The organism is Actinomyces respiraculi, from assembly GCF_014595995.2.
Classification (GTDB): domain Bacteria; phylum Actinomycetota; class Actinomycetes; order Actinomycetales; family Actinomycetaceae; genus Actinomyces; species Actinomyces respiraculi.
In genome coordinates this window covers 2,379,793-2,402,200 of record NZ_CP063989.1, presented here as the reverse complement: position 1 = coordinate 2,402,200, position 22,408 = coordinate 2,379,793, and the positions used below count along the sequence as shown (strand labels likewise).

General features: G+C 66.7%; 17 protein-coding genes. 16 read left to right on the top strand and 1 reads right to left on the bottom strand.

The window, feature by feature from the left end; translation table 11 throughout:
• The first annotated feature begins 29 nt into the window (after positions 1-29).
• The 15 genes from arfA to ID810_RS09960 all read left to right on the top strand — a co-directional run bounded on the left by arfA (position 30) and on the right by ID810_RS09960 (position 20,217).
• The gene (gene arfA, locus ID810_RS10030) at positions 30-1,538 is read left to right on the top strand and encodes an arabinosylfuranosidase ArfA (protein ID WP_166857986.1); all 1,509 of its coding nucleotides are present in this window, start codon (positions 30-32) and stop codon (positions 1,536-1,538) included.
• A 7-nt stretch (positions 1,539-1,545) separates the two neighbouring features.
• Positions 1,546-2,802, top strand: a complete 1,257-nt coding sequence (locus tag ID810_RS10025) for a family 1 glycosylhydrolase (RefSeq protein WP_166857983.1) — start codon at positions 1,546-1,548, stop codon at positions 2,800-2,802.
• 42 nt (positions 2,803-2,844) lie between these two features.
• Positions 2,845-4,938, top strand: coding sequence for an RICIN domain-containing protein (locus tag ID810_RS10020; RefSeq protein WP_166857982.1), 2,094 nt, complete (start codon positions 2,845-2,847; stop codon positions 4,936-4,938).
• A gap of 94 nt (positions 4,939-5,032) precedes the next feature.
• A complete protein-coding gene (locus ID810_RS10015) occupies positions 5,033-6,304 on the top strand; it encodes an extracellular solute-binding protein (protein ID WP_166857980.1) in 1,272 nt (423 codons plus the stop codon).
• A gap of 78 nt (positions 6,305-6,382) precedes the next feature.
• Positions 6,383-7,345 (top strand): carbohydrate ABC transporter permease, encoded by a 963-nt coding sequence (locus tag ID810_RS10010; RefSeq protein WP_196781498.1) that lies wholly within the window; start codon positions 6,383-6,385, stop codon positions 7,343-7,345.
• Positions 7,345-8,229 carry a carbohydrate ABC transporter permease gene (locus ID810_RS10005; protein WP_195858785.1) on the top strand — a complete coding sequence of 295 codons (885 nt, stop codon included), beginning with the start codon at positions 7,345-7,347 and terminating at the stop codon, positions 8,227-8,229. Before ID810_RS10010 ends, ID810_RS10005 begins: the two co-directional genes overlap by 1 nt.
• A gap of 131 nt (positions 8,230-8,360) precedes the next feature.
• Positions 8,361-9,698, top strand: a complete 1,338-nt coding sequence (locus ID810_RS10000; protein ID WP_196781497.1) for an extracellular solute-binding protein — start codon at positions 8,361-8,363, stop codon at positions 9,696-9,698.
• A gap of 19 nt (positions 9,699-9,717) precedes the next feature.
• Positions 9,718-10,656, top strand: coding sequence for a carbohydrate ABC transporter permease (locus tag ID810_RS09995; protein WP_166857976.1), 939 nt, complete (start codon positions 9,718-9,720; stop codon positions 10,654-10,656).
• Complete coding sequence (locus tag ID810_RS09990) at positions 10,646-11,575, top strand: carbohydrate ABC transporter permease (RefSeq protein ID WP_166857974.1); 930 nt, start codon at positions 10,646-10,648, stop codon at positions 11,573-11,575. The genes ID810_RS09995 and ID810_RS09990 overlap by 11 nt, the downstream gene beginning before the upstream one ends.
• Positions 11,576-11,758: 183 nt before the next feature.
• The gene (locus tag ID810_RS09985) at positions 11,759-12,715 is read left to right on the top strand and encodes an aldose epimerase family protein (protein WP_166857972.1); all 957 of its coding nucleotides are present in this window, start codon (positions 11,759-11,761) and stop codon (positions 12,713-12,715) included.
• 30 nt (positions 12,716-12,745) lie between these two features.
• The gene (locus ID810_RS09980) at positions 12,746-13,771 is read left to right on the top strand and encodes a LacI family DNA-binding transcriptional regulator (protein WP_166857970.1); all 1,026 of its coding nucleotides are present in this window, start codon (positions 12,746-12,748) and stop codon (positions 13,769-13,771) included.
• Between the two features lie 238 nt (positions 13,772-14,009).
• Positions 14,010-15,155, top strand: a complete 1,146-nt coding sequence (chvE, locus tag ID810_RS09975; RefSeq protein WP_235931650.1) for a multiple monosaccharide ABC transporter substrate-binding protein — start codon at positions 14,010-14,012, stop codon at positions 15,153-15,155.
• A gap of 58 nt (positions 15,156-15,213) precedes the next feature.
• Positions 15,214-16,752 (top strand): multiple monosaccharide ABC transporter ATP-binding protein, encoded by a 1,539-nt coding sequence (mmsA, locus tag ID810_RS09970; protein ID WP_166857968.1) that lies wholly within the window; start codon positions 15,214-15,216, stop codon positions 16,750-16,752.
• Positions 16,752-17,936 (top strand): multiple monosaccharide ABC transporter permease, encoded by a 1,185-nt coding sequence (mmsB, locus tag ID810_RS09965; protein ID WP_166857966.1) that lies wholly within the window; start codon positions 16,752-16,754, stop codon positions 17,934-17,936. The genes mmsA and mmsB overlap by 1 nt, the downstream gene beginning before the upstream one ends.
• Before the next feature lie 313 nt (positions 17,937-18,249).
• Positions 18,250-20,217, top strand: coding sequence for a DUF1565 domain-containing protein (locus ID810_RS09960; RefSeq protein WP_166857964.1), 1,968 nt, complete (start codon positions 18,250-18,252; stop codon positions 20,215-20,217).
• A 20-nt stretch (positions 20,218-20,237) separates the two neighbouring features.
• Here ID810_RS09960 and ID810_RS09955 read toward each other — a convergent pair whose 3' ends face one another.
• Entirely contained in the window at positions 20,238-21,287 is a 1,050-nt protein-coding gene (locus ID810_RS09955; RefSeq protein WP_166857962.1) for a LacI family DNA-binding transcriptional regulator, read from the bottom strand.
• A 302-nt stretch (positions 21,288-21,589) separates the two neighbouring features.
• On the opposite strand from ID810_RS09955, the gene ID810_RS09950 reads away from it, so the two are divergent.
• Positions 21,590-22,408 carry a carbohydrate ABC transporter permease gene (locus tag ID810_RS09950; RefSeq protein ID WP_235931648.1) on the top strand — a complete coding sequence of 273 codons (819 nt, stop codon included), beginning with the start codon at positions 21,590-21,592 and terminating at the stop codon, positions 22,406-22,408.

Genomic DNA, 22,408 nt, shown 5'->3' with positions numbered 1-22,408 from the left:
CACTCAGGCAGACCCGAAGGAGCGTCACCATGTCCCACGCGCGCATCAGTGTCGACGCCGACCGGCCCATCGGCAGCATCGACCGCCGCATGTACGGCGTGCTCGTCGAGCACCTCGGCCGTTGCGTCTACACCGGCATCTTCGAGCCCGACCACCCCACCGCCGACGCCGACGGCTTCCGCCGAGATGTCATGGAGCTGGTCAAGGAGCTCGGTGTCACCATCGCCCGCTACCCCGGAGGCAACTTCGTCTCCAACTACCGCTGGGAGGACGGCGTCGGCCCTGTCGCCGAGCGCCCCAGCCGCCTCGAGCTCGCCTGGCACTCGATCGAGACCAACGCCTTCGGCCTCGACGAGTTCATGACCTGGTGCGCCAAGGCCGACGTCGAGCCCATGATGGCCATCAACCTCGGCACCCGCGGTGAAGAGGACGCCATCAACATCCTCGAGTACACCAACGGCGTCTGCTCCACCGAGTACGCCGACAAGCGCCGTGCCAACGGCCACGAGGACGCCTATAACGTGCGCATGTGGTGCCTGGGCAACGAGATGGACGGGCCCTGGCAGGTCGGCCACAAGAACGCCGAGGACTACGCCTACCTCGCCGGCTCCACCGCCCGCGCCATGAAGATGATCGACCAGGACCTCGAGCTCGTGGCCTGCGGCTCCTCCGCGTGGGAGATGCCCACCTTCGGCGACTGGGAGCGCACCGTCCTCGAGCTGAACTACGACGAGGTCGACTTCATCTCCATGCACCGCTACGTCGACCCCGACACCCAGGACCGCGCCAGCTTCCTCGCTGCCGGCTACGACATGGACCGCTTCATCGAGGGCATCATCGCCACCGCCGACGCCGTCGGCGCCAAGAAGCGCTCGACGAAGAAGATCCAGATCAGCGTCGACGAGTGGAACGTGTGGCGCCTGAGCAAGTGGAACTCCATCGAGCACGGCTTCGACCCCGCGGACTGGCCCGTCGCCCCCAAGCGCATCGAGGACGTCTACACCGCCGCCGACGCCCTCGCCCTGGGTGGCATGCTCATCTCCCTGCTGCGCCACGCCGACCGCGTCAAGACCGCCTGCATCGCCCAGCTCGTCAACGTCATCGCCCCGATCATGACCGAGAAGGGTGGCCGTGCCTGGCGTCAGACCACCTTCCACCCCTTCGCCATCGGCTCGCGCATCGCCCGCGGCACCGCCTACGACGCCGTCGTCGAGACCGCCTCCACCCCCACCGAGCGCTACGGCGACGTCGACCAGGTCGACGCCGTCGTCACCTGGGACAAGGAGACGGGTACGGGCTCGTTGCTCGCCCTCAACCGCTCCCTCACCGACAGCGCGGACCTCACCGCCGCCCTCGCCTCGCTGGGCGTGAGCAGGGTGATCGAGGCGCAGATTCTCGCCCCCGCGGACCTCGACGCCGTCAACACCGCTGACGAGCCCGACGCCGTCGTCCCGGTTTCTCACCCGGTTGCGATCGCCGACGGCGTGCTCACCACCACCCTGCCGCCCGCCTCCTGGCTGGCCGTCGAGCTCGGCTGACGGGCCGATGGCAACGACGATGTGGTACCGCGACGGGACTCTCCACCTCGCCCTGGGAATCGAGGACACCTTCGTCCCCCAGGGTGGGCCTGGCGAGCGACCCATCGACGAGTACGAGCAGACTGGCCACTATGCGCAGTTCCGTGAGGACTTCGTGGCCGCACGAGAGGCCGGGGCCGAGTTCCTGCGCTGGGGCGTGCCCTGGCACAAGGTGAACCCTGAGCGGGGGCGCTGGGACTGGGAGTGGACCGACCGTGCGGTCGAGGCCATGCTCGAGGCAGGGCTGGAGCCCATCGTGGATCTCCTCCACTACGGAACGCCCCTATGGATGGAGCAGCAGTTCCACCACCCGGACTACCCCCTGCTGGTTGAGGAGTACGCCCGTCGTGTCGCGCTGAGGTACGGGGACCGGGTGAAGAGCTACACCCCGGTCAACGAGCCCATGATCCACGTGCTCTTCTGTGGCGAATACGGCTACTGGCCGCCCTATGGCCGCGGTGTCGCAGGCATGGCGCGGACTGCGGGGGCTATCGCAGAGGGTTTCGTACGCAGCCAGTGGGCTATCGCAGAGGTTGTCAGTGCGCCGGTATTCGTCCACGTTGACGCTGGAATGCGCTACGTCGGAGATCTCGCCGGCAGTCCGTACGAGGAGACGGGGGCACGCCTTGAGGCGCAGCGCTTCCTCGTCGAGGACCTGGTGACAGGGCGGGTGGATGACTGTCATCCGTTGGCCGGCCTGTTGCTTCACAACGGCTGGAATGAGGACAGGCTTAACTGGTTCCGGCAGGACCCCATCACTCCGGATGTCATGGGTGTCAACTACTACCCACGACATTCCACTGAAGTTCTCGACCCTCATGACTGGCACGACGGTGGCTTCGGTGACCCCCGCGTGAGCACCGACGCCGGGGTCGCCGGTCTAGAGGACGTCCTGACCCTGTGGTACAGACGCTACGGTGCCCCCGTCATGCTGACCGAGACGTGCGTGACCGCACCCGTCGAGGAGCGCATCGCCTGGATGCGCGACTCCGTCGCCGCGGTGGACCGCCTGCGTCTGAGCGGCGTCGACGTCGTCGGCTACACGTGGTGGCCCCTGTTCGACATGTACGAGTGGACCTACCGCCACGGCGACGGGCCGCGCAGCGACTACTTGCTGACGATGGGCCTGCAGGACCTCGTCGAGGACGAGGGCCGCCTGGCGCGCGTGAACAACCCGGCCTACGTCGTCTACCGCGAACTCGCCCTGTCCCACCGGGCCGGCTGAGCCACTGACCTGACTGCTGCATTCATTGTTCAAAGGAGAACCATGAGGACAAGAACCCTATTCAGCAAGGGGCTTGCCGTGCTGGCGGCACTCCTTGTCGGAACGGTGGCGTACCCAGCCGCCTCTTACGCGGCTGAGGACGGCCTTTCGATTGCTCCGTCAGTCGTCTACTCGCCTGAGGCCGGCACCTCATTCAATCCTGAGGGTGGGCGTGAGGCCGGAACTACCTACGTAAAGAACATCGTTCTGAAGAACTCCGGTTCGGTCAACGGGACCATGCTTGTGACGTACGACCAGTTGGTTCTGGAAGACGGGGTTCAAGTTTACCCCATCTATCGTAGGTCTCCAGGAGAAGAGGGCTGGCGACGGATCTCGACCGTGCGCCCCAGTGACCAGTTCAGCGGACTCACACGAACAGCCCAACCATTCCTTTTCGAGGTGCCCCCGGGTACGTCGGGCCTCGCTGCTGGAACCATCCTTTTGGCGGGCATGATCATGCCTGAGGACCGCTCGACGAGCACGCTTGTCGTGTATTCGAGCTCCGACCAGGGCCGGACATGGTCGCTGCTGTCGAGCATCGACCATGGTGGTCCCGCGGTCTACGACCCTTCCCCGAGCTCAACGACCTCCACCGTGTGGGAACCGTCATTGGCGGTCGACGCATATGGGGGACTGGTCGCCTACTTCTCCGACGAGAGGCAGAAGGACCAAGGAGTCCTCCAGGCTGTCGTATACAGACGGTCTGTCGACGGTGGTCGCACCTGGGGTGACGTTGTCAATGTGTCCGCGCCGACGAACAGGAGCGACCGGCCCGGCATGATCACAGTGACTCGGATGGCTGACGGCCGTTACATCGCCGTGTACGAAGTCGTTAACCGACCCTCGCAGTCATCCAACAATGCAGTCATATATTACAAGATTTCCGATGATGGTTTGAGTTGGGTGCCTGAAACAAGTATCGGAACTCCGATTCAGCTTGTGGATGGACGTGGGATCGGCTCGTCTCCGTTCGTTCGATGGGTTCCTGAAGGCGGCCCTCAGGGCATGGTTGTTGTTACCTCGAAATGGGCCTTGGATGCTAATGGCAACATTGACGGCGGGCAGAACTACTACGTTAACCGAATGAATGGAGAAGGCGCGTGGGAGCGACTGCCATACGCGGTTACATATGACTTTGCTGACACCGCTGGCGGAACGTTCTCGGGGTTTGCTCAGTCGTTCGACTATGATCCTGCATCTCGTGCGCTATATCAGGGTACCAACGTCGAGAATCTGAGCACGACGTACAACGACGTCGTCCTCGGCGCGACCCCGTTGAATGCGGTCCAGTACGAGGCTGAAAATGCTCGTGTCACCGATGCGAAAGAGGTGATGCGCGGAGACGCCTCGGGCGGAACGAAGATAGGTGGTATCAATAGTGCGGCAAGCTCAGTCATTTTCGATATTTCCGTGCCTGTGGCGGGTACCTACACCCTTGACGTGCGGTACGACAATGGGACGGGAAGGCCAAGTTCTCACAGGCTGATGGTGAACGGCAGGGCGAACAGGACGATTAGGTATGCACCAACCGTTGACTGGGGTCGATTTGCTTGGGCGACCACGACCGTCCGTCTAGTCGCCGGCAACAATACGATCACCCTCTCGAAGGGGATGTCGTTCGCAGAAGTTGATCTCATCCGTGTGCGCGACTCCTCAACCGACTGGCCGTGGTACTTCCACATCGTTAACAAGGAGAGTGGTCAGCTTCTCGAGGTCGCCTCGGCGGCCACCCACGACGGTGCGTCTGTCGGTCAGTGGAGCCGAACGGGGCACCGCACCCAAACCTGGGCGATGTCGGCCGCAGGGGGAGAAGGCTCCTACCAGTTGGTGAATGTCCATTCCTCCAAGCTGTTGGAGATCCCCGGTGGCGCGATCGAAATAGGGACGCAGGCAAGCCAGTGGGGGCCGACCGGGCACCCGACACAATGGTGGAACGCAACCGCTGTCGATGGACGGTGGCGTTTGTCCAACGCCAACAGCGGACATGTTCTTGAGATCGCTGACGGCAGTCACGAGGACGGAGCGCCAGCACAACAGTGGGAGTCCAACGGCTATCCCTGTCAGGAATGGGTGCTGGTTGCAGAGGCGGCGCTATAGCGAGCCCTCACGCGCGTACGAGTACACACCAGAACACAGACTCACCCTGAGACGGTGAGCCCGATAGACACCAATGACACAAGGAGAGAACACCATGACACGCATCGGACGACGTACCTTCCTGGGAGGCGGAGCGGCTCTGGCCGCCATGGCGACGCTCAGCGCCTGCGGCGGGTCCTCGAAGCCCGCAGACGGCGGCGACTCCTCAGGCCGAACCACCATCACCCTGTGGCACGGTTTCACAGAGGCGGACGGCAAGGTCGTCAACCAGATCATCGACGCCTTCAACGCAAGCCAGGACATGTACAAGGTCAATCCGGAGGTCATCGCCTGGAGCTCCATCAGCGAGAAGCTGCTCACCAGCCTGAGCTCCGGCGGCGGCCCGGACCTGGTTGTGCAGGGGGTGGACTCCGGCCCTGGTTACGCCGAGCAGGGCGCCTTCGTCTCCCTACAGGACTTCTACGGCGACCCCGGCACCTACACCTCGACCACCGTCCTGTACGACAACGTGGTCGACCAGGTCAGGTGGGACGGGCAGACCTACGGCGTCCCCATGGGCGTCTCGGCCTTCGCCATCTGGTACAACACCGCGATGTGGCAGGATGCCGGCCTGACAGAGCAGGATTATCCGACGACGGTCGAGGAACTGATCGACGTCGCCAAGCGGCTGACCAAGATCGGTGCCGACGGCACCCCTGAGCAGTACGGCATCTCCCTGCCGGACTCCGACTCCGCCGTCCTGGCGACCATGCTCCACTCGGGAGGCGGCGACTTCATTACCGACGGAAAGGTGAGCATTGACTCACCCGCCAACGTCGCCACGATGAAGAGGTGGCAGAAGGCCGTCATCGAGGACCGGATCAGCCCGACCGGCCAGGACGTGGTCGCCGCCGCCCAGCTCTTCCAGGCGGGCAAGGCCGCCATGATCCTCAACGGCCCCTGGCAGCTCGTCGCCGCACAGTCCTCGGGCGTCGACGTCGGCGTCTTCCAGTGGCCGGGTGACTGGGTCGAGGCGGTCTCCCTGTACTGGTTCGCCACCAGCATGGTCAGCGGCGAGGAGAAGAAGAAGGCGGCCTACGCCTTCCTCGACTTCTGGAACTCCTACGACCAGCAGGTCCTGTGGACCTCCACCTACTACCCGCCGAACCGGACGGATATCGACCCGTCCGAGCTCAGCGACCCCCTCGTGGCTGAGTTGGCCGACTTCTCCGGCCAGGCTCACTACTACGCCACCGGCATCACGAGCAACGTCTCCGACATCATGAACGAGACCGGCTCGATGATGAGCCAGATCATGGGCGGCGGCGACGTCGAGAGCCTGCTGTCTCAGACGCAGAAGACCGTCGAGGGCTACATGGCCGGCTGAGGCCGGCGGGGCGGGCACCCCGCCCGCCCCACCACCGCCCGGACCTCGGACCTCTTAGACCAGGAAGGAACAGGAACAGTGCCTTCAGCGCCGTCAGTGGCATCAACGCGAGTGGCCGGCGCGCCGCAGCGGGCCGTGGACGTCGAGGGGCTTCGGCGCCTGCGCAGACGTCAACGCCAGTGGGACCGCAAGGCGATCGGTTTTGTCGCCCCCGCCTTGCTCATCCTCGTGGTGTTCGTCCTCTACCCCACGCTCTACGCGCTCGGGATCTCGTTCACGAACGCCAGCGGGTTCAACGTCCCCGAGCTCGTCGGGCTGGACAACTACGTCAGGATCTTCACCAGCGCCGACACCCTCAGGGCCATCGGCAACACCCTGTGGTACGTGGTCCTCTACATGCCGACCACCATCGCCTGCGCGCTCGCGGTGGCGATGCTGCTCAACCGCAGCGACCTGCTCATGCGGGGCATGATGCGCACGGTCATCTTCGTGCCCTTCATCATCTCGATGGCGGTCGCCGCCCTCGCGTGGGGCTTCATCGTCGACCCGCACATCGGGGTCCTGCCCTACTGGCTCTCGCGCGTCGGCATCCACGTCCCGGACCTGCTGTCCTCGCCCACGTGGGCCATGCCGACGGTCGTCCTCGTGGCCGTGTGGAAGAACTTCGGCTACTTCATGGTGATCTTCCTCGCCGGGCTCCAGAACGTGCCCCGGGAGCTGTACGAGGCGGCCTCCATCGACGGTGCGGGCAGCTGGAGGCGGTTCCTGTCCGTGACGCTGCCCGGCCTGCGCCCGACCATGACCTACGTCGTGGTGCTCGTGGCCAACGGGGCCTTCCAGGCCTTCGACCAGATCTACATCATGACCAAGGGCGGGCCGATGCGCACGACCGAGACCGTCGTGTACCGCGTCTACTCGGAGGGCTTCACGAACTTCAAGATGGGGGAGGCCTCTGCGCTGTCCTTCATCCTCATGGGACTGACCCTCGTTGTGGGTGTCGCCCAGCTCGTCGTGAGCCGGCGCCAGGAAAGGGACATGTGATGGCGATGACGAGGAGCCTCTCCCGCCCGCCCTCCGCACGCGGGGGCGGCAGACGCCGTCACCGGCTCATGGGCACGGTCGCCGCCAACATCGCCGTGCTGGCGGTCGCCGTCGTGGCGGCCTTCCCGATCCTGGTCGTGGTGGTTACCGCCCTCAGCCCCCAGCAGGACGTGCTCTCGTGGCCCCCCGCCCTGTTCCCGCAGTCGTGGACCCTGAGCAACGTCCCGGGGGTCTTCGAGCGCCTGCCCGTGTGGCAGGAGCTGGGCAACACGGTCATGCTCTCGGTGTCGGTCACCGTGCTGTCCCTCGTGCTCGACTCGCTCATGGCCTACGCCCTGGCCTTTATCCCCTTCCGGGGACGCTCGGCCCTGTTCGTCACGCTCATCGTCACGATGATGATCCCCTTCCAGACGCTGCTGGTCCCGCTGTACAAGATGCTCTCCGCCTTCGGCCTCGTGGGGACCATGGTCGGCATGGTCATCCCGCGCGCCGCCGACGTCATGGGCATCTTCCTGCTGCGCCAGTTCTTCATCCAGATCCCTCAGGACCTCCACAACGCCGCACGTATCGACGGTGCCTCCGAGTTCCGCATCTACCGCAGCATCGTCCTGCCCAACGCCGCCGCCGGGCTGCTGACGCTGGGGATGTTCAACTTCATCGGCAACTGGAACGACATGCTCTGGCCGATGGTGATGAGCAACTCGGCGGAGGAGCGCACCCTGACGGCGGGCCTGGCGCTGCTCAACGGGACCTCCCTGGGGACCATCCCCTACGGCGTGACGATGGCGGGCTCCCTCATCTCCGTCATCCCGCTGGTCGTCGTCTTCGCCTTCATCCAGAAACGATTCATCGAAGGTGTGGCCTCGACCGGAATCAAGGGATGACCCGTCGACCAGGGGGCTCGGCGTCTGGCGCCGCCTCGACCGTCCAGGGCCACCTGGCAGTTCCGCACTCCTCCGTGTGCGCCTCATGGTGCACAAGCCCTCTTCCCCCCATATTGACAAGGAGGTCAATGATGAGTCAGCTCTGGGTCCCCGGACGGGGCATGCCCAGTCGACGCCATGTTCTATCCGCCGCCATGCTCTCGGGCGTCTCGCTCGCCGGGGCGGGCCTGCTGGGCGGCTGCTCGCGGGCTGCATCGGCAGACGTCACGCCCGTCCAGCTGTGGCACCTGTTCACCGGCGGCGACGGCGGCGTGTTCCAGGCCATGATGGACACCGTCGACAGTCAGAACCCCGGCCTCGAGATCGACCCCGTCGTCCTGACATGGGGAGGCCCCTACTACACGAAGCTCGCGATGTCCTCCGTGGGCGGGCGCTCGCCCGACCTCGCGGTCATGCACGCCACCCGCGTCGTCGGCTACGCGCCCGGCGGCCTGCTCGACACCTGGGACATGGGGCGCCTGGCCGAGCACGGCGTCACCCCGGACATGTTCCCGCCCGCCCTGTGGAACACGTGCGTCGTGGACGGTGAGCACGTCGCCGTGCCCCTCGACTTCCACGCCTTCCTCATGTTCTACAACACCGACCTGTGCGACCATGCCGGCCTGCTCGATCCCGACGGCAGGCTCAGTGGTCTGGACTCGCCCGAGGCCCTCATCGACGCCGGTCGCGCGCTCGCCAAGGTCACCGGAGACAAGGGCATCTCCTTCGGCTACACCGGTGACGGCGCCCAGGTGAGCCGCATGTGGTGGGGCCTGTACTACCAGACCGGCGCCACCGCCACGCTTGTCCCCGGCCAGGAGGCCGTCCTCGACCGCGACAAGGCCATCCGGGTCACCCAGTTCGTCGCCGACATGCTCGACGGCGAGGTGGCCGACCCGGACATGGACTACGGCGGCGCCATCGCCTCCTTCTCCACCGGACGCACCGGCATCACCTTCATGGGCAACTGGGAGCTGCAGTCCTTCCTCAAAGCCGGCATCACCTTTGACGCCATGACGATGCCCAACATCTTCGGCACGCCCGCCACCTTCGGCGACTGCCACGTCTTCGTCCTGCCGCACCAGGACCGCGTCGATGAGACCAGGCGCGACGCCGCCTACCAGGTCGTCGCCGGGATGCTGAAGAACTCCCTCGACTGGGCGGCCGGCGGACACACGCCCGCCAACCTCGAGGTCACCCGCTCCTCCGAGTACGCCGAGCTCGTCCCGCAGGCCCACTACGCCAACGCCATGGAGGAGGCCGTCTTCGAACCCTCGTCCTGGTTCACCGGCTCCGGCTCCGACTTCCAGGCACGCGTCGCCGAGGTGATGCAGTCCTGCTGGCTGTCGGGGTCCGTCGACGCCGAGGGGGCCGTCGACGGCCTCATCGAGCGCCTCAACACGATGCTGGCCCAGAACCCGCCCGCCTGAGCAGAAAGGAACACGCACCATGTCCTCCTCGATCGCTGCTCAGCGCCGGGGCGCCCGCGACGTCGCCACCACACAGGCCGTCAAGCGGCTCGGCTCGGGCCTGCCCTTCCTCATCCCCTTCGTCGTCGTCGCCGTCCTGTTCCTCATCATCCCGGTCCTCTACGGCGTGTGGCTGTCCTTCACTGAACAGTCCCTCATGGGCAACGGAGGGTTCGTCGGGATCGACAACTACGCCGAGGCCTTCGCGGACCCGACCATGTGGGCCACCCTGGGCAACACCGTGATGTTCACGGTTATGAGCACCGTCCCCCTCGTGCTCATCGCCCTGGTCATGGCCCTGCTCGTCTACATCGGCATCCCCGGCCAGTGGTTCTGGCGCCTGGCCTTCTTCGCCCCCTACCTGCTGCCCGTGGCCGTCGTCGTGCAGGTGTGGACCTGGTTGTTCAACTCCGACGTCGGCTTCGTCAACTACTGGATCCAGCAGATCGGTCTGGACAAGGTGGGCTGGCTCACCGACGTCGACGTCGCCATGTGGTCCATCGTCGTGCTCACCGTCTGGTGGACGGTCGGCTTCAACTTCCTGCTGTACCTGTCCAGCCTCCAGGCCATCCCGGACCTGCTCTACGAGGCCGCCGAGGTCGACGGGGCCGGGTTCTGGCGCAAGATCTGGTCGGTCACCCTCCCGCAACTGCGCGGCACCACTGTCCTCGTCGCCACCTTGCAGGTCATCGCCTCGCTCAAGGTCTTCGACCAGATGTTCATCGCCTTCAACGGAGGGTCCGGGCCGGAGGGCTCGACGCGACCGATCCTCCAGTACATCTACGACACCGGCTTCACGAACTACCGCATGGGCTACGCCTCGGCCATGTCCTACATCTTCTTCGCGGTCATCATCGTCATCACGGTCGCCTTCCAGCTCCTCACCCGCACACGGAAGGACAAGAGCAATGAGCGCTGAGATCCTCCAGCCCCCCACCTTCGTGCAGGCACGCGCCCGCGCTCGGGCCGAGCGGCGGGCGGAGACCCGGCGCACCCGGGGCCTGCTCATGGGCCGGTCCAGGACCGGACGCGTCATCGCCCTCCTCATCCTCGCCTTCGTTGCCCTGGGGTGGCTCCTGCCCCTGGCCTGGGCCGTGGACACCTCCCTCAAGACCGAGACCCAGGCCCAGTCCCTGCCCCTGCGCTGGTTCCCCGAGGGCGGCTTCACCCTGGAGAACTACCGCACCGTCTTCGAGCGGGGCGAGGTCTTCACATGGATGTGGAACACCCTGCTCATCGCCGCGGCCGTCACGGTCCTGACTGTCATCATCTGCGCCCTGGCCGGCTACGCCTTCTCACGCACCGTCTTCATGGGACGCCGCATGCTGTTCGCCCTCACGATCGCGCTCATCATGGTGCCGGGGCAGATCCTCATCGTCCCGCTGTTCAAGGAGATGGACGCCCTCAACCTCATCGACACGTTCTGGGGCGTCATCCTGCCTCAGACGGTGGCGCCGATGATGGTGTACATCTTCAAGCAGTACTTCGACCAGGTGCCCCAGGAGATCGAGGACGCGGCTCGCGTCGATGGGGCCGGCAACTGGCGCCTGTTCTGGAATGTTGTCCTGCCGGTGTCCAGGCCCATCGTCGCCGCTGTCGCGATCTTCGTGTTCATCAGCGCTTGGAACAACTTCATGTGGCCCTTCATCGTGACGAACAACCCCGACCTCATGACCCTGCCGGTCGGGCTGTCCACCGTGAAGAACGCTTACGGCATCATCTACGCCCAGACCATGGCCTCCGCCATGATCGCGGCCCTGCCCCTGACGATCCTGTTCATGCTCTTCCAGCGGCAGATCGTCAAGGCCGTGGCCACCACGGGCCTGGGCGGCCAGTGACCCGCCCCTGACTCTCCTTGTGCCGGGGCGGGCCCCGTCAAGGGGCCCGCCCCGGCCGGCGCGTGTGACGTGCCCGGCCGCCGTCGGGCGTCGTCGTCGGGTAACGCCGTCGTCCGGCCGCCCGCCTGGGCGGGCGCGTGTACCTTGTGCCACGAACCCCTCCTCACCTGCGGAAGGCCGATCATGATCAACGGCGAGCTCATCGATCTGCGCGCCGGCGCCTATGAGGCCCGCGTCGCCACCCAGGGGGCCACCCTCGTCCACCTGCGCCACGAGGGGTGCGACGTCGTCATCCCCTTCGACGCCGCCACCTCCATGCCGGAGGGCTGGCAGGGCCGCACCCTCGTGCCCTGGCCCAACCGCATCAAGGGTTCCGTCTACACCTACCGGGGCGAGACCTACCCGGTGCCCTGCAACGAGCCGGAGACCGGGTCCGCCCTGCACGGCCTCGTCGGCTGGTCCGACTTCGCCGTTGCCTCCGACACCCCGCAGGAGGGTGAGCCCAGCGAGGTGGTCCTCCTCGAGCTGGCCCTGCCGGCCTCCTACGCCTACCCCTGGGCCCTGGAGGTCACCGTCCGCTTCAGTCTCGACGTCACCACGGGTCTGACTGTCACGACGACGACGACGAACGTTGGTGCGGCGGCACGGGGCATCGTCGCCACGGGTGCGCCGCTGGTCGACGGCGAGGCGGCGCCCGCCCCCTACGGCGTGTCCTGCCACCCCTATCTCACCCGTTCCGTGCCGCTGGACGAGTGCGTGCTCGAGATGCCCGCCGACCTCGTGCTCGACGTCGATCCGGACACGATGGCGCCAACCGGCACCCGTGACATCACCGGCAGCGACTGGGACTGGCGCGGCGGCCGCCTCGTGGGCGACACCCAGACCGACAATGCCTACACCGGCCTGCCCGAGGGGATGTGGTCGGTGCGCCTGAGTGGAGGCGACGGCGGTCGCAGCGCCGTCATCACCTCCAACGTCGCGTGGTGCCAGCTCTACACCGCGGACCAGCTGGGGCGCCCGGGCGTCGCCGTCGAGCCCATGACCTGCCCGCCCAACGCCTTCAACACGGGTCAGGACCTCCTGACCCTCGCCGTCGGCGAGTCCCACGAGTTCGTCTACCGCCTGTGCGAGGAGGCCTGACGTCTGTGTGGCGCCGGGAGGTCGGCTGCGATGAGTGAGGACAAGGGGCGCAGGCCCGGAATGGTGGACGTTGCCCGTCTGGCGGGTGTGTCCCACCAGACGGTCTCGCGCGTGCTGAACTCCCCCGAGGGGGTGCGCCCGGCGACGCGCGACAAGGTTCTCAAGGCCATCAAGGAGCTCGGCTACCGCCGCAACATGGCGGCCCGGGCGCTGGTGACCTCCTCCTCGCGCCTCATCGGCGTGGTGACGGCCTCCTCGGAGTTCTTCGGGCCGGCCTCGACGGCGAGCGCCATCGAGGCGGCCGCGCGCGACGCGGGCTACGGCACCCTGGTGACCTCCTTGCAGACGAGCGACGAGGTCGAGATCTCTGAGGCCTTCGGCTTCCTCGTCAACCGGGAGGTGGACGGCATCATCTCCGTGGCCCCGAGGACCGGGATCGCGGCGGCGGCCACGGCGGCGGCGCGCAGCGTGCCGATGGTGGTCGTGGCGGACGGCTTCGAGCCGCAGGGGCGCATTCACGTCGTCTCGGTGGACCAGGAGCTGGGCGCCCGGATGGTCGTGCGTCACCTCATCGGTGCCGGACGCCGTCGGATCGCTTACGTGGCGGGGCCGGACGACTGGTTCGACGCCCAGGCGCGTGAGCGGGGCTGGCGCAGTGCCCTGGAGGACTCGGGGCTGGCCCCGGCCGGGCGGTTCTCGGGGGACTGGACGGCTGAGTCGGGCTACGAGGCGGGCACGGCCCTGTGCCTGCAGATCGCGGCCGAGGGGCCGCAGCGGGCCCCGGACGCCGTGTTCTGCTCGAACGACCTCATGGCCCTGGGGCTGCTGGCGGCGGCGCGCGACCAGGGGGTGCGCGTGCCGCAGGACCTGGCCGTCGTCGGCTATGACGACACGGCGGGCTCGGCGTTCTTCGCCCCGGCGCTGACGACGGTGACCCAGCCCTTCGAGGAGCTGGGGCGCCTGTGCCTGGAGGTGCTGCTCAGCGCCCTCGAGGGCGAGCCGGGGATGTGGCACTCGGTCTCGCCGACCCTCAGAGTGCGGCGCTCCTCGGTGTGACCCCGGGGGCCCTGTGAGGCGCGGGCGGCGCCCCTACAATGTGAACGTTCATGTTTAAGGCGTCCTGAAATATCTAGACCAGTGAATAGATTGCGCGGTAAAATGGCGGTATGTTGCGGTAAAATTCGATTCGGATGACTTGATATCTTGTCTGTGAACGCTAAGATTGCACCCGTTCGGGAGCGCGGACGCACTGGTGCGCACGTGGCTCCACCCCATCTCAAGGAGGAGACTCCCCATGTCCCGCATGCTCACTCGCCGTTCCGTCCTCGCGGGCTCCCTCGCCCTCGCGGGCGCCGCCTCTCTGGCCGCCTGCGGTGGCTCCGGTGCCGGCGGTGGTGCCTCCAACGACACCGCCAACCTTGACGCCTCTGAGATCAAGGTCGGCGTCGCCATGCCGACCAAGTCCTCCGAGCGCTGGATCAAGGACGGCGAGAACGTCAAGAAGCAGCTCGAGGCGCTCGGCTACCAGGTCGACCTCCAGTTCGCCGAGGACGACATCCCCACCCAGACCAACCAGATCGACAACATGATCACGCAGGGCGTCAACCTGCTCATCATTGCCCCGATCGACGGCACCGCCCTGTCCAACCAGCTCGACGCCGCCGGCGAGGCCGGCATTCCGGTCATCTCCTACGACCGCCTCATCCGCGACAACGAGAACGTCTCCTACTACACCTCATTCGACAACGTCGTCGTCGGCGGCCAGATGGGCACCTCGCTGCTCACCGGTATGGGCATCATCGACAAGGACGGCAAGGACACCGGCGTCACCGGCCCCTTCAACATTGAGCTCTTCGCCGGCTCCCCGGACGACAACAACGCCCCGTTCTTCTTCAACGGCGCCATGGACAAGCTCCAGCCCTACATTGACAAGGGCGTCCTCAAGGTCAAGTCCGGCCAGACCGACTTCGACACCGTTGCCATCCTGCGCTGGGACGGCGCCACCGCCCAGACCCGCATGGACAACCTCATCACCTCCACCTACACCGACGGCTCGCGCGTCGACGGTGTCCTGAGCCCCTACGACGGCATCTCCATCGGCATCCTTGGCGCCCTCAAGGGTGCCGGCTACGGCACGGACTCCCTGCCCTACCCGATCGTCACCGGCCAGGACGCCGAGAAGCCCTCGATCATCTCCATCCTCCACGACGAGCAGTACTCCACGATCTTCAAGGACACCCGCAAGCTCGCTGACGCGGCCGTCCAGATGTCCGTGGCGGTACTCAAGGGCGAGACGCCCGAGGTCAACGACACCGAGACCTACGACAACGGTGTGAAGGTCGTTCCGTCCTTCCTGCTCTCCGCGGAGATCGTCACCAAGGACAACGTTGAGGCTGTCCTGGTCGAGTCCGGCTACTACACCGCCGACGAGATCAAGTGAGTAGTGGGTGGGTCGGCTCCACTAGCGGAGCCGACCCACCCACATGACAGGAGAGACGATGGAGACAGACACCATCCTTGAGATGCGAGGGATTACCAAGCGCTTCCCCGGCGTCCTCGCTCTCGACGACGTCAACTTCTCGGTGGCGCGCGGGGAGATTCACGCCATCTGCGGCGAGAACGGTGCAGGCAAGTCCACCCTCATGAAGGTACTCTCCGGCGTGCACCCGCACGGCACGTATGAGGGTCAGATCTTCTTCGACGGCGAGGAGTGCACCTTCTCGGGCATCAAGAGCTCCGAGGCCAAGGGCATCGCGATCATCCACCAGGAGCTCGCCCTCAGCCCCTACCTGTCGATCGCCGAGAACATCTTCCTGGGCAACGAGTGCGCTAGGCGCGGGATCATCGACTGGCACGAGACCAAGTCGCGCGCCCAGAAGATGATGCGCGAGGTGGGCCTCAACGAGGACCCCACCACCCGCATCCGTGACATCGGCGTCGGCAAGCAGCAGCTCGTGGAGATCGCCAAGGCGTTGGCCAAGGACGCCAAGCTCCTCATCCTCGATGAGCCCACCGCGGCGCTCAACGATGAGGACTCCCAGCACCTTCTCGACCTCATGCGTCGTCTGCAGGAGCGGGGGATCACCTGCATCGTGATCTCCCACAAGCTCAACGAGATCCGCGAGATCGCCGACTCCACGACCATCATCCGCGACGGGCACGCCATCACCACCCTCGACATGCACCGCGAGGGCGGCGTCGAGGAGGCGGAGATCATCCGCCACATGGTGGGCCGCAGCCTCGACAACCGATACCCGGAGCACGTGTCCACCATCGGCGAGGAGGCCCTGCGCATCGAGGACTGGACCGTCCACCACCCCAACGACGCCAGCCGCAAGGTCGTCGACGGCGCCAGCCTCACGCTGCGCCACGGCGAGGTCGTCGGACTGGCCGGGCTCATGGGCGCCGGACGCACCGAGTTCGCCATGAGCGTCTTCGGCCATTCCTACGGGCGTGACATCACCGGCCGGATCTTCAAGGACGGCAAGGAGATCGCGGTTCCCACGGTCGCCTCCGCCATTGAGCACGGCCTGGCCTACGTCTCGGAGGATCGCAAGCGTTACGGTCTCAACCTCATCGCGACGATCAACCACAACGTCGTCTCCGCCTCGCCCGCGCGCTACTCCAGCCGCGGCGTGCTGGACCTGCACAAGGAGCGCCAGGCCAGTGCTGTGGCCTGCCGCGACATGAAGGTCAAGGCCCCCTCCATCGAATCGCGCGTCGGCGGGCTGTCCGGCGGTAACCAGCAGAAGGTCGTTCTGGGCAAGTGGGTCACCACCGAGCCCGACGTCCTCATCCTCGACGAGCCGACCCGAGGCATCGACGTCGGCGCCAAGTACGAGATCTACACCATCATCAACCAGCTCGCGGACGCCGGAAAGGCCGTGCTCGTCATCTCCTCGGAGCTGCCTGAGCTGCTCGGCATCTGTGACCGCATCTACACCCTCTCCGCCGGCCGCATCACTGCTGACGTGCCCCGCGAGGAGGCGGACCAGGAGGTCCTTATGCGCTACATGACCCAGGAGAAGGAAAGCTGATGTCCACCTCGTCCATGTCGCTGCGTGACAGGCTCAGCGTCAACCTGCGCTCCGGCGGTCTCGCCGTCGCCCTGGTCGCCATCATCGCCCTGTTCGCGGTGCTGACCGGCGGGCAGTCGCTGTCCCCGCAGAACGTCTCCAACATCATCACGCAGAACGCGTACATCCTCGTCATGGCGATCGGCATGCTCTTCGCCATCCTCATGGCGGACATCGACCTGTCGGTCGGCTCCGTCGTCGCCCTGACGGGAGCGGTCGCGGGTGTCATCACGGTCAACTGGGGCCTGCCCTGGCCGGTCGGCGTCGCCGCCGGCCTGACCGTCGGCATCCTCGTGGGTGTCTGGCACGGGTTCTGGATCGCCTTCGTGGGCATCCCGGCCTTCATCGTCACCCTGGCGGGCATGCTCATCTTCCGCGGACTGACGATGATCGTGCTCAACAACGTGCAGATCTCGCCCTTCCCGAGCGGCTTCCGCTCGATCGCCTCGGGCTTCCTCAACGGGCTTCTGGGCGGATACGGCTACGACCTGTTCACCCTTGTGCTGGCCGCGGCCCTGCTCGCCGTGTTCGTCCTGCGCGACTGGCGCACCCGCCGGCGCTCCATCGCCAACGAGGTGGCCGTCTCGCCGGTGGGCGTGTGGATCGTCAAGATCGTCGGCGTCTGCGGTGCTGGCATGTCCTTCGCCTGGCTGCTGGCCACCTACAAGGGCACGCCCTTCGTGCTGCTCATCCTGGGTGTGCTCATCGTGCTGTACTCCTTCATCGCCAACCGCACGGTGTGGGGCCGCCAGGTCTACGCCATCGGTGGCAACCGGGAGGCGGCGGCCCTGTCCGGCGTCAAGGTCACGTGGGTCCGCTTCCTCGTCTTCGTCAACTGCTCCTTCCTGGCCTCGATCGCCGGCATCATCTTCACCTCCCGCCTCAACGTCGCCGGTCCGAAGGCCGGTAACGGCTTCGAGCTGGACGCCATTGCGGCCTGCTTCATTGGTGGCGCGGCCGTCACCGGTGGTATTGGCACCGTCCTCGGCGCGATGATCGGTGGTCTGGTCATGGCCGTGATGAACAACGGCATGTCCCTCATGGGTGTGGGCATCGACTACCAGCAGGCCGTCAAGGGCCTCGTGGTGCTCGGTGCGGTCGCCTTCGACCTCATCAACAAGAAGCGCGCCGGCGCCGCCGCCTGAGTCTGGTCGGCCGGACGCCCTTCCTCCCACCCCACATCCCTCAACCGCTGAGCCCTGAGCGTTCACGCTGAGCCCCGACCCCTCCGGTCAGGCCTCGGTGAACCTCAGGGCTCGGTGTGTGCGTGTGCGGGGGGAGAGGGGGAGGGGGAGGGGGGCGACAACCGGCGGACCGACCTTCCACGAGGATTGTTGTACAGTAAGGCAAATGCGAGGCTCCTGCCGGACGCCACCGGCGGCACCCCGCACGCACCACGCGGCGCGAGCCCCTGCTGCGCGCCCCCGCCCGGCACGTACCTCGACGAAAGCGACGACGATGTCTGTCTTCCATGTGTCCCTCTTCGGCTCGGATGCGGCCCCCGGTACCGCCGCGGAGCCCTTCCGCACGATCAACCGGGCGGTTCAGGCCGCTCACCCCGGTGACACGGTCCAGATCCATGAGGGCACGTACCGCGAGTGGGTCAAGCCTGTGCGCACGGGGCGCTCGGAGGACCGCCGTATCGTTGTCGAGGGTGCGCCGGGTGAGGCCCGCCCCGTCATCACCGGCGCCGAGTGCGTGACCGACTGGGAGAACGTCGGCGGCACCACCTGGCGGGCAGTGGTGCCCAACAGCCTCTTCGGTGCCTGGAACCCCTTCGCCATCGAGGTCGAGGGCGACTGGACCGTCTACGGCGAGCGCACCGCGCCGCGCAAGCACCTGGGCGAGGTCTACCTCAACGGCATGTCCTTCTACGAGGTCACCAGCCGCGACGCCGTCGACGCCCCCGAGCGCCGCACCGAGGACTACGACCGCTGGACCGGGGTCGCGGAGAAGGTCCGTCGCCCCGATCAGACCGTTTACGTCTGGTACGCCGAGGTTGGCGACGTCGAGACCACCATCTGGGCGAACTTCCAGGGCGCGGATCCGCGCACCGAGCTGGTGGAGATCAACGTGCGCCGCTCGGTGTTCTACCCCGAGGTCCACCACATCAACTACATCACGGTGCGGGGCCTGGAGCTGTGCCAGGCGGCCACACCGTGGGCTCCTCCGACGGCGGACCAGCCCGGGCTCGTGGGCCCGAACTGGGCCAAGGGGTGGGTCATTGAGGACTGCGACATCCATGACGCCACGTGCTCGGCGGTGTCTCTGGGCAAGGAGAACTCCTCGGGCCACAACTGGGCGGCCGAGCGCCTGGACAAGCCCGGATACCAGTACCAGCTCGAGGCCGTCTACTCCGCCTTCCACATCGGCTGGGACAAGGAGCTCATCGGCTCGCACGTGGTCAGGCGCAACCACATCCACGACTGCGGCCAGAACGCCGTCGTCGGACACCTGGGGTGCGTGTTCTCCAGGATCGAGGACAACCACATCCACCACATCGCCACCAAGCACGAGTTCTACGGCTACGAGATCGCAGGCATCAAGCTCCACGCCCCGATCGACACGGTGATCGAGCACAACCTCATCGAGGACTGCACCCTGGGGATCTGGCTGGACTGGGAGGCACAGGGAACCCGCGTGACGCGCAACGTCATGCACGCCAACGCCCGCGACCTGTTCATCGAGGTCTCCCACGGCCCCTACCTCGTCGACCACAACATCCTGGCCTCCGACGTCGCCCTCGAGGGCCACTCCCAGGGCGGGGCCTACGTCTCCAACCTCGTGCTCGGCGTCGTGGCCAACCAGCCGATCATCGAGCGCCCCACCCCCTACCACCTGCCGCACTCGACACGGCCGGCCGGCTACGCGGCCATCCGCGGGGGCGACGACCGCTACATCGGCAACATCTTCCTGTCCACCGTCGGCGAGGACGCCTTCGTCAACCCGCCCGCGCACCGCAGGATCTCCAACGGCACGGACCTGTTCGACGGCCACCCGCACGGCGTCGAGGCCTACCTCGCCCAGGTCAACGACCCCAGCAAGGGCGACCACGAGCGCTTCGAGGGCGTGGCCCTGCCCGTCGACATCCGCCTCAACGCCTACGGCAACGGCGCCCCCGCCTACGCCGCGGAGACCAGCCCCGTCCACCTCGGTGAGGCCCGGGCGAGCCTCGAGTCCGACGGCGACGCCCTCTACCTGGTCACCCGCCTGCCGCAGGCCTTGACCGAGGCCGCGCTCAGGCCCGTCGCCGGCCGCGACCTCGGCCGCGCCTGGTACCCGGACCAGGCCTTTGAGAACCCGGACGGCACCGAGGTCTACGCCGACACCGACCTTTTGGGCCGCGCCAAGGACCATGCGACGCCCTACCCGGCCGGCCCGCTGGCGGACCTCGCCGTAGGGGAGAGCCGCACCCGCGTGTGGTGATGCGCGGCGCTCCCCGACCCTCACCGCCGGGGAGGCGCTGTCGAGGCCCTCACCACGAGCTCCACCGGCACGAGCTGAACCCCGGGCTGCTCCTCGCCGGTCCAGATCTGCTCAAGCAGGCGTGTGACGCACGCACGCCCCATGTCCGCGAAGTTCTGGTGGACGGTCGTGAGCGGGGGGGTGAAGTCGGCGGACAGCGGGATGTCGTCGAAGCCGACGACGGAGAGGTCGCGGGGCACGGACAGGCCGCGCTCAGAAGCGGCGCGGGTGACACCGAGCGCCATCTCGTCGTTGGCGCTGAACACCGCCGTACACGTCGGGTCGTCAAGCAGCTTCTGAGCGGCCGCATACCCCGAGGCAGCGGACCAGTTGCCCTGCACGGCCGGTGGGACCGGCCGACCCGCGTCCACAAGCGCCTGCTGCCAGGCGCGCCGACGCCGTTGGGCCGAGTACGAGTGGTCCGGGCCGGTCACGTGGTGGACCGTGGCGTGCCCCAGTGCCAGCAGGTGCTCGACGGCCGCGCGGGCACCCGCCGCCTGGTCGGCGTCGACGACGGCCCTCTCAGCGCCCAGCGCGGAGTCCAGGACGACGAGGTGGTCGACGTCGGGCAGTGAGAAGCCCGTGTCGCCCTCAGGGAAAGACTCCATGATGAGGACGACGCCGTCGACGAGCATCTCCTGCAGACGGCTGAAGGCCCCCCGCACCTCCTCCGAGGTGCGCGAGCGAGGGCGCATGAGCGTCACGGTGTAGTCGTGCTCGGCGGCCGCGTCCGAGACGGCGGCGATGATGGAGGCGTTGCCGGTGGAGGTCAGCGTGAAGGCGACGACTCCCAGGTTGTGGAAGCTGCCGCGCTTGAGCGCGCGGGCGGCGGCGTTGGGTCTGTAACCGAGCGAGCGCATCGCCTCGATGACGCGCTCGCGGGTCTCGGGGACGACGCCCTCGTAGCCGTTGGAGACCCGGGAGACGGTCTGGGCGGAGACTCCGGCGACCTGCGCGACGTCGGCCATCGACACCTGTCGACGCGGCCGGGGACGGGAGGGAAGGCCAGGATCGTCAGTGCGGGCGCTCATGAGGTCTCCTGTGGCTGTGACGCGGCGACGGCATCGAATCGTGGGTGGGCGAGCGGTGTTGACACACCCGTGGGGCTGTGCAAGAGTAACCGCGTTCACAGTGTTTGCGTAAACATACCGTCGTGGCCACACATGTTTACGTCAACCACCTCTCGCTATGCCGCTCCGCTCAACGCGGAGACGGAAGGACGATGATGTCGGCGACACCCGCTTTGGCTCCCCGGGGACCGGGCATGACGACGGCCCCGCTTCACCGGAGGACGCGTAGGCGCTGGACGGGATGGGGGTTTGTCGGACCCTTCATGGCGGTCTTCACTCTCGTGTTCCTCGCCCCGATCCTCTACTCGATCTACCTCAGCCTCTTCAGGAACAGGCTGGTCGGCGGCAACCAGTTCGTCGGCCTGGACAACTACGTCCAGCTCGTGTCGGACCCGCAGTTCTGGGAGGCCTTCCGCCGCGTCGCGCTCTTCCTCGTCGTGCAGGTGCCGATCATGCTGACCCTCTCGCTCCTGGCGGCGCTGGCAATCGACTCGCTCAAGCTCCACGGCACGGCCTTCTTCCGCATCTCCATCTTCATGCCCTACGCCGTGCCCGCCGTCGTCGCGGCGCTCATGTGGGGATTCATGTACGGCAAGCGCTTCGGCCTCATCGGCTCGCTGTCCGACCTCCTCGGCACGACCCTGCCCGATCCCCTCGGACCCGGCGTCATGCTCGTGTCGATCGGCAACATCGTCACCTGGGAGTTCCTGGGCTACAACATGCTCATCTTCTACTCGTCGCTCAAGACGATCCCGCACAGCCTCTACGAGGCCGCGGCCATCGACGGCGCAAGCGAGTGGCGCATCATCTCCGCCATCAAGATCCCCGCCCTGCGCGGAGCACTCGGCATCGCCACGATCTTCTCGATCATCGGGTCATTCCAGCTCTTCAACGAGCCCTCCATCCTGCAAAACCTCGCGCCCAACGTCATCACCACCTACTACACGCCGAACTACTACGCCTACAACCTGTCCTTCGCGGGCCAGCAGTACAACTACTCGGCCACCGTCGCGATCGTCATGGGCCTGATCACGATGGCCGTCGCCTACGTCGTCCAGCTGCGCGGAAGCCGGGAGGACTGA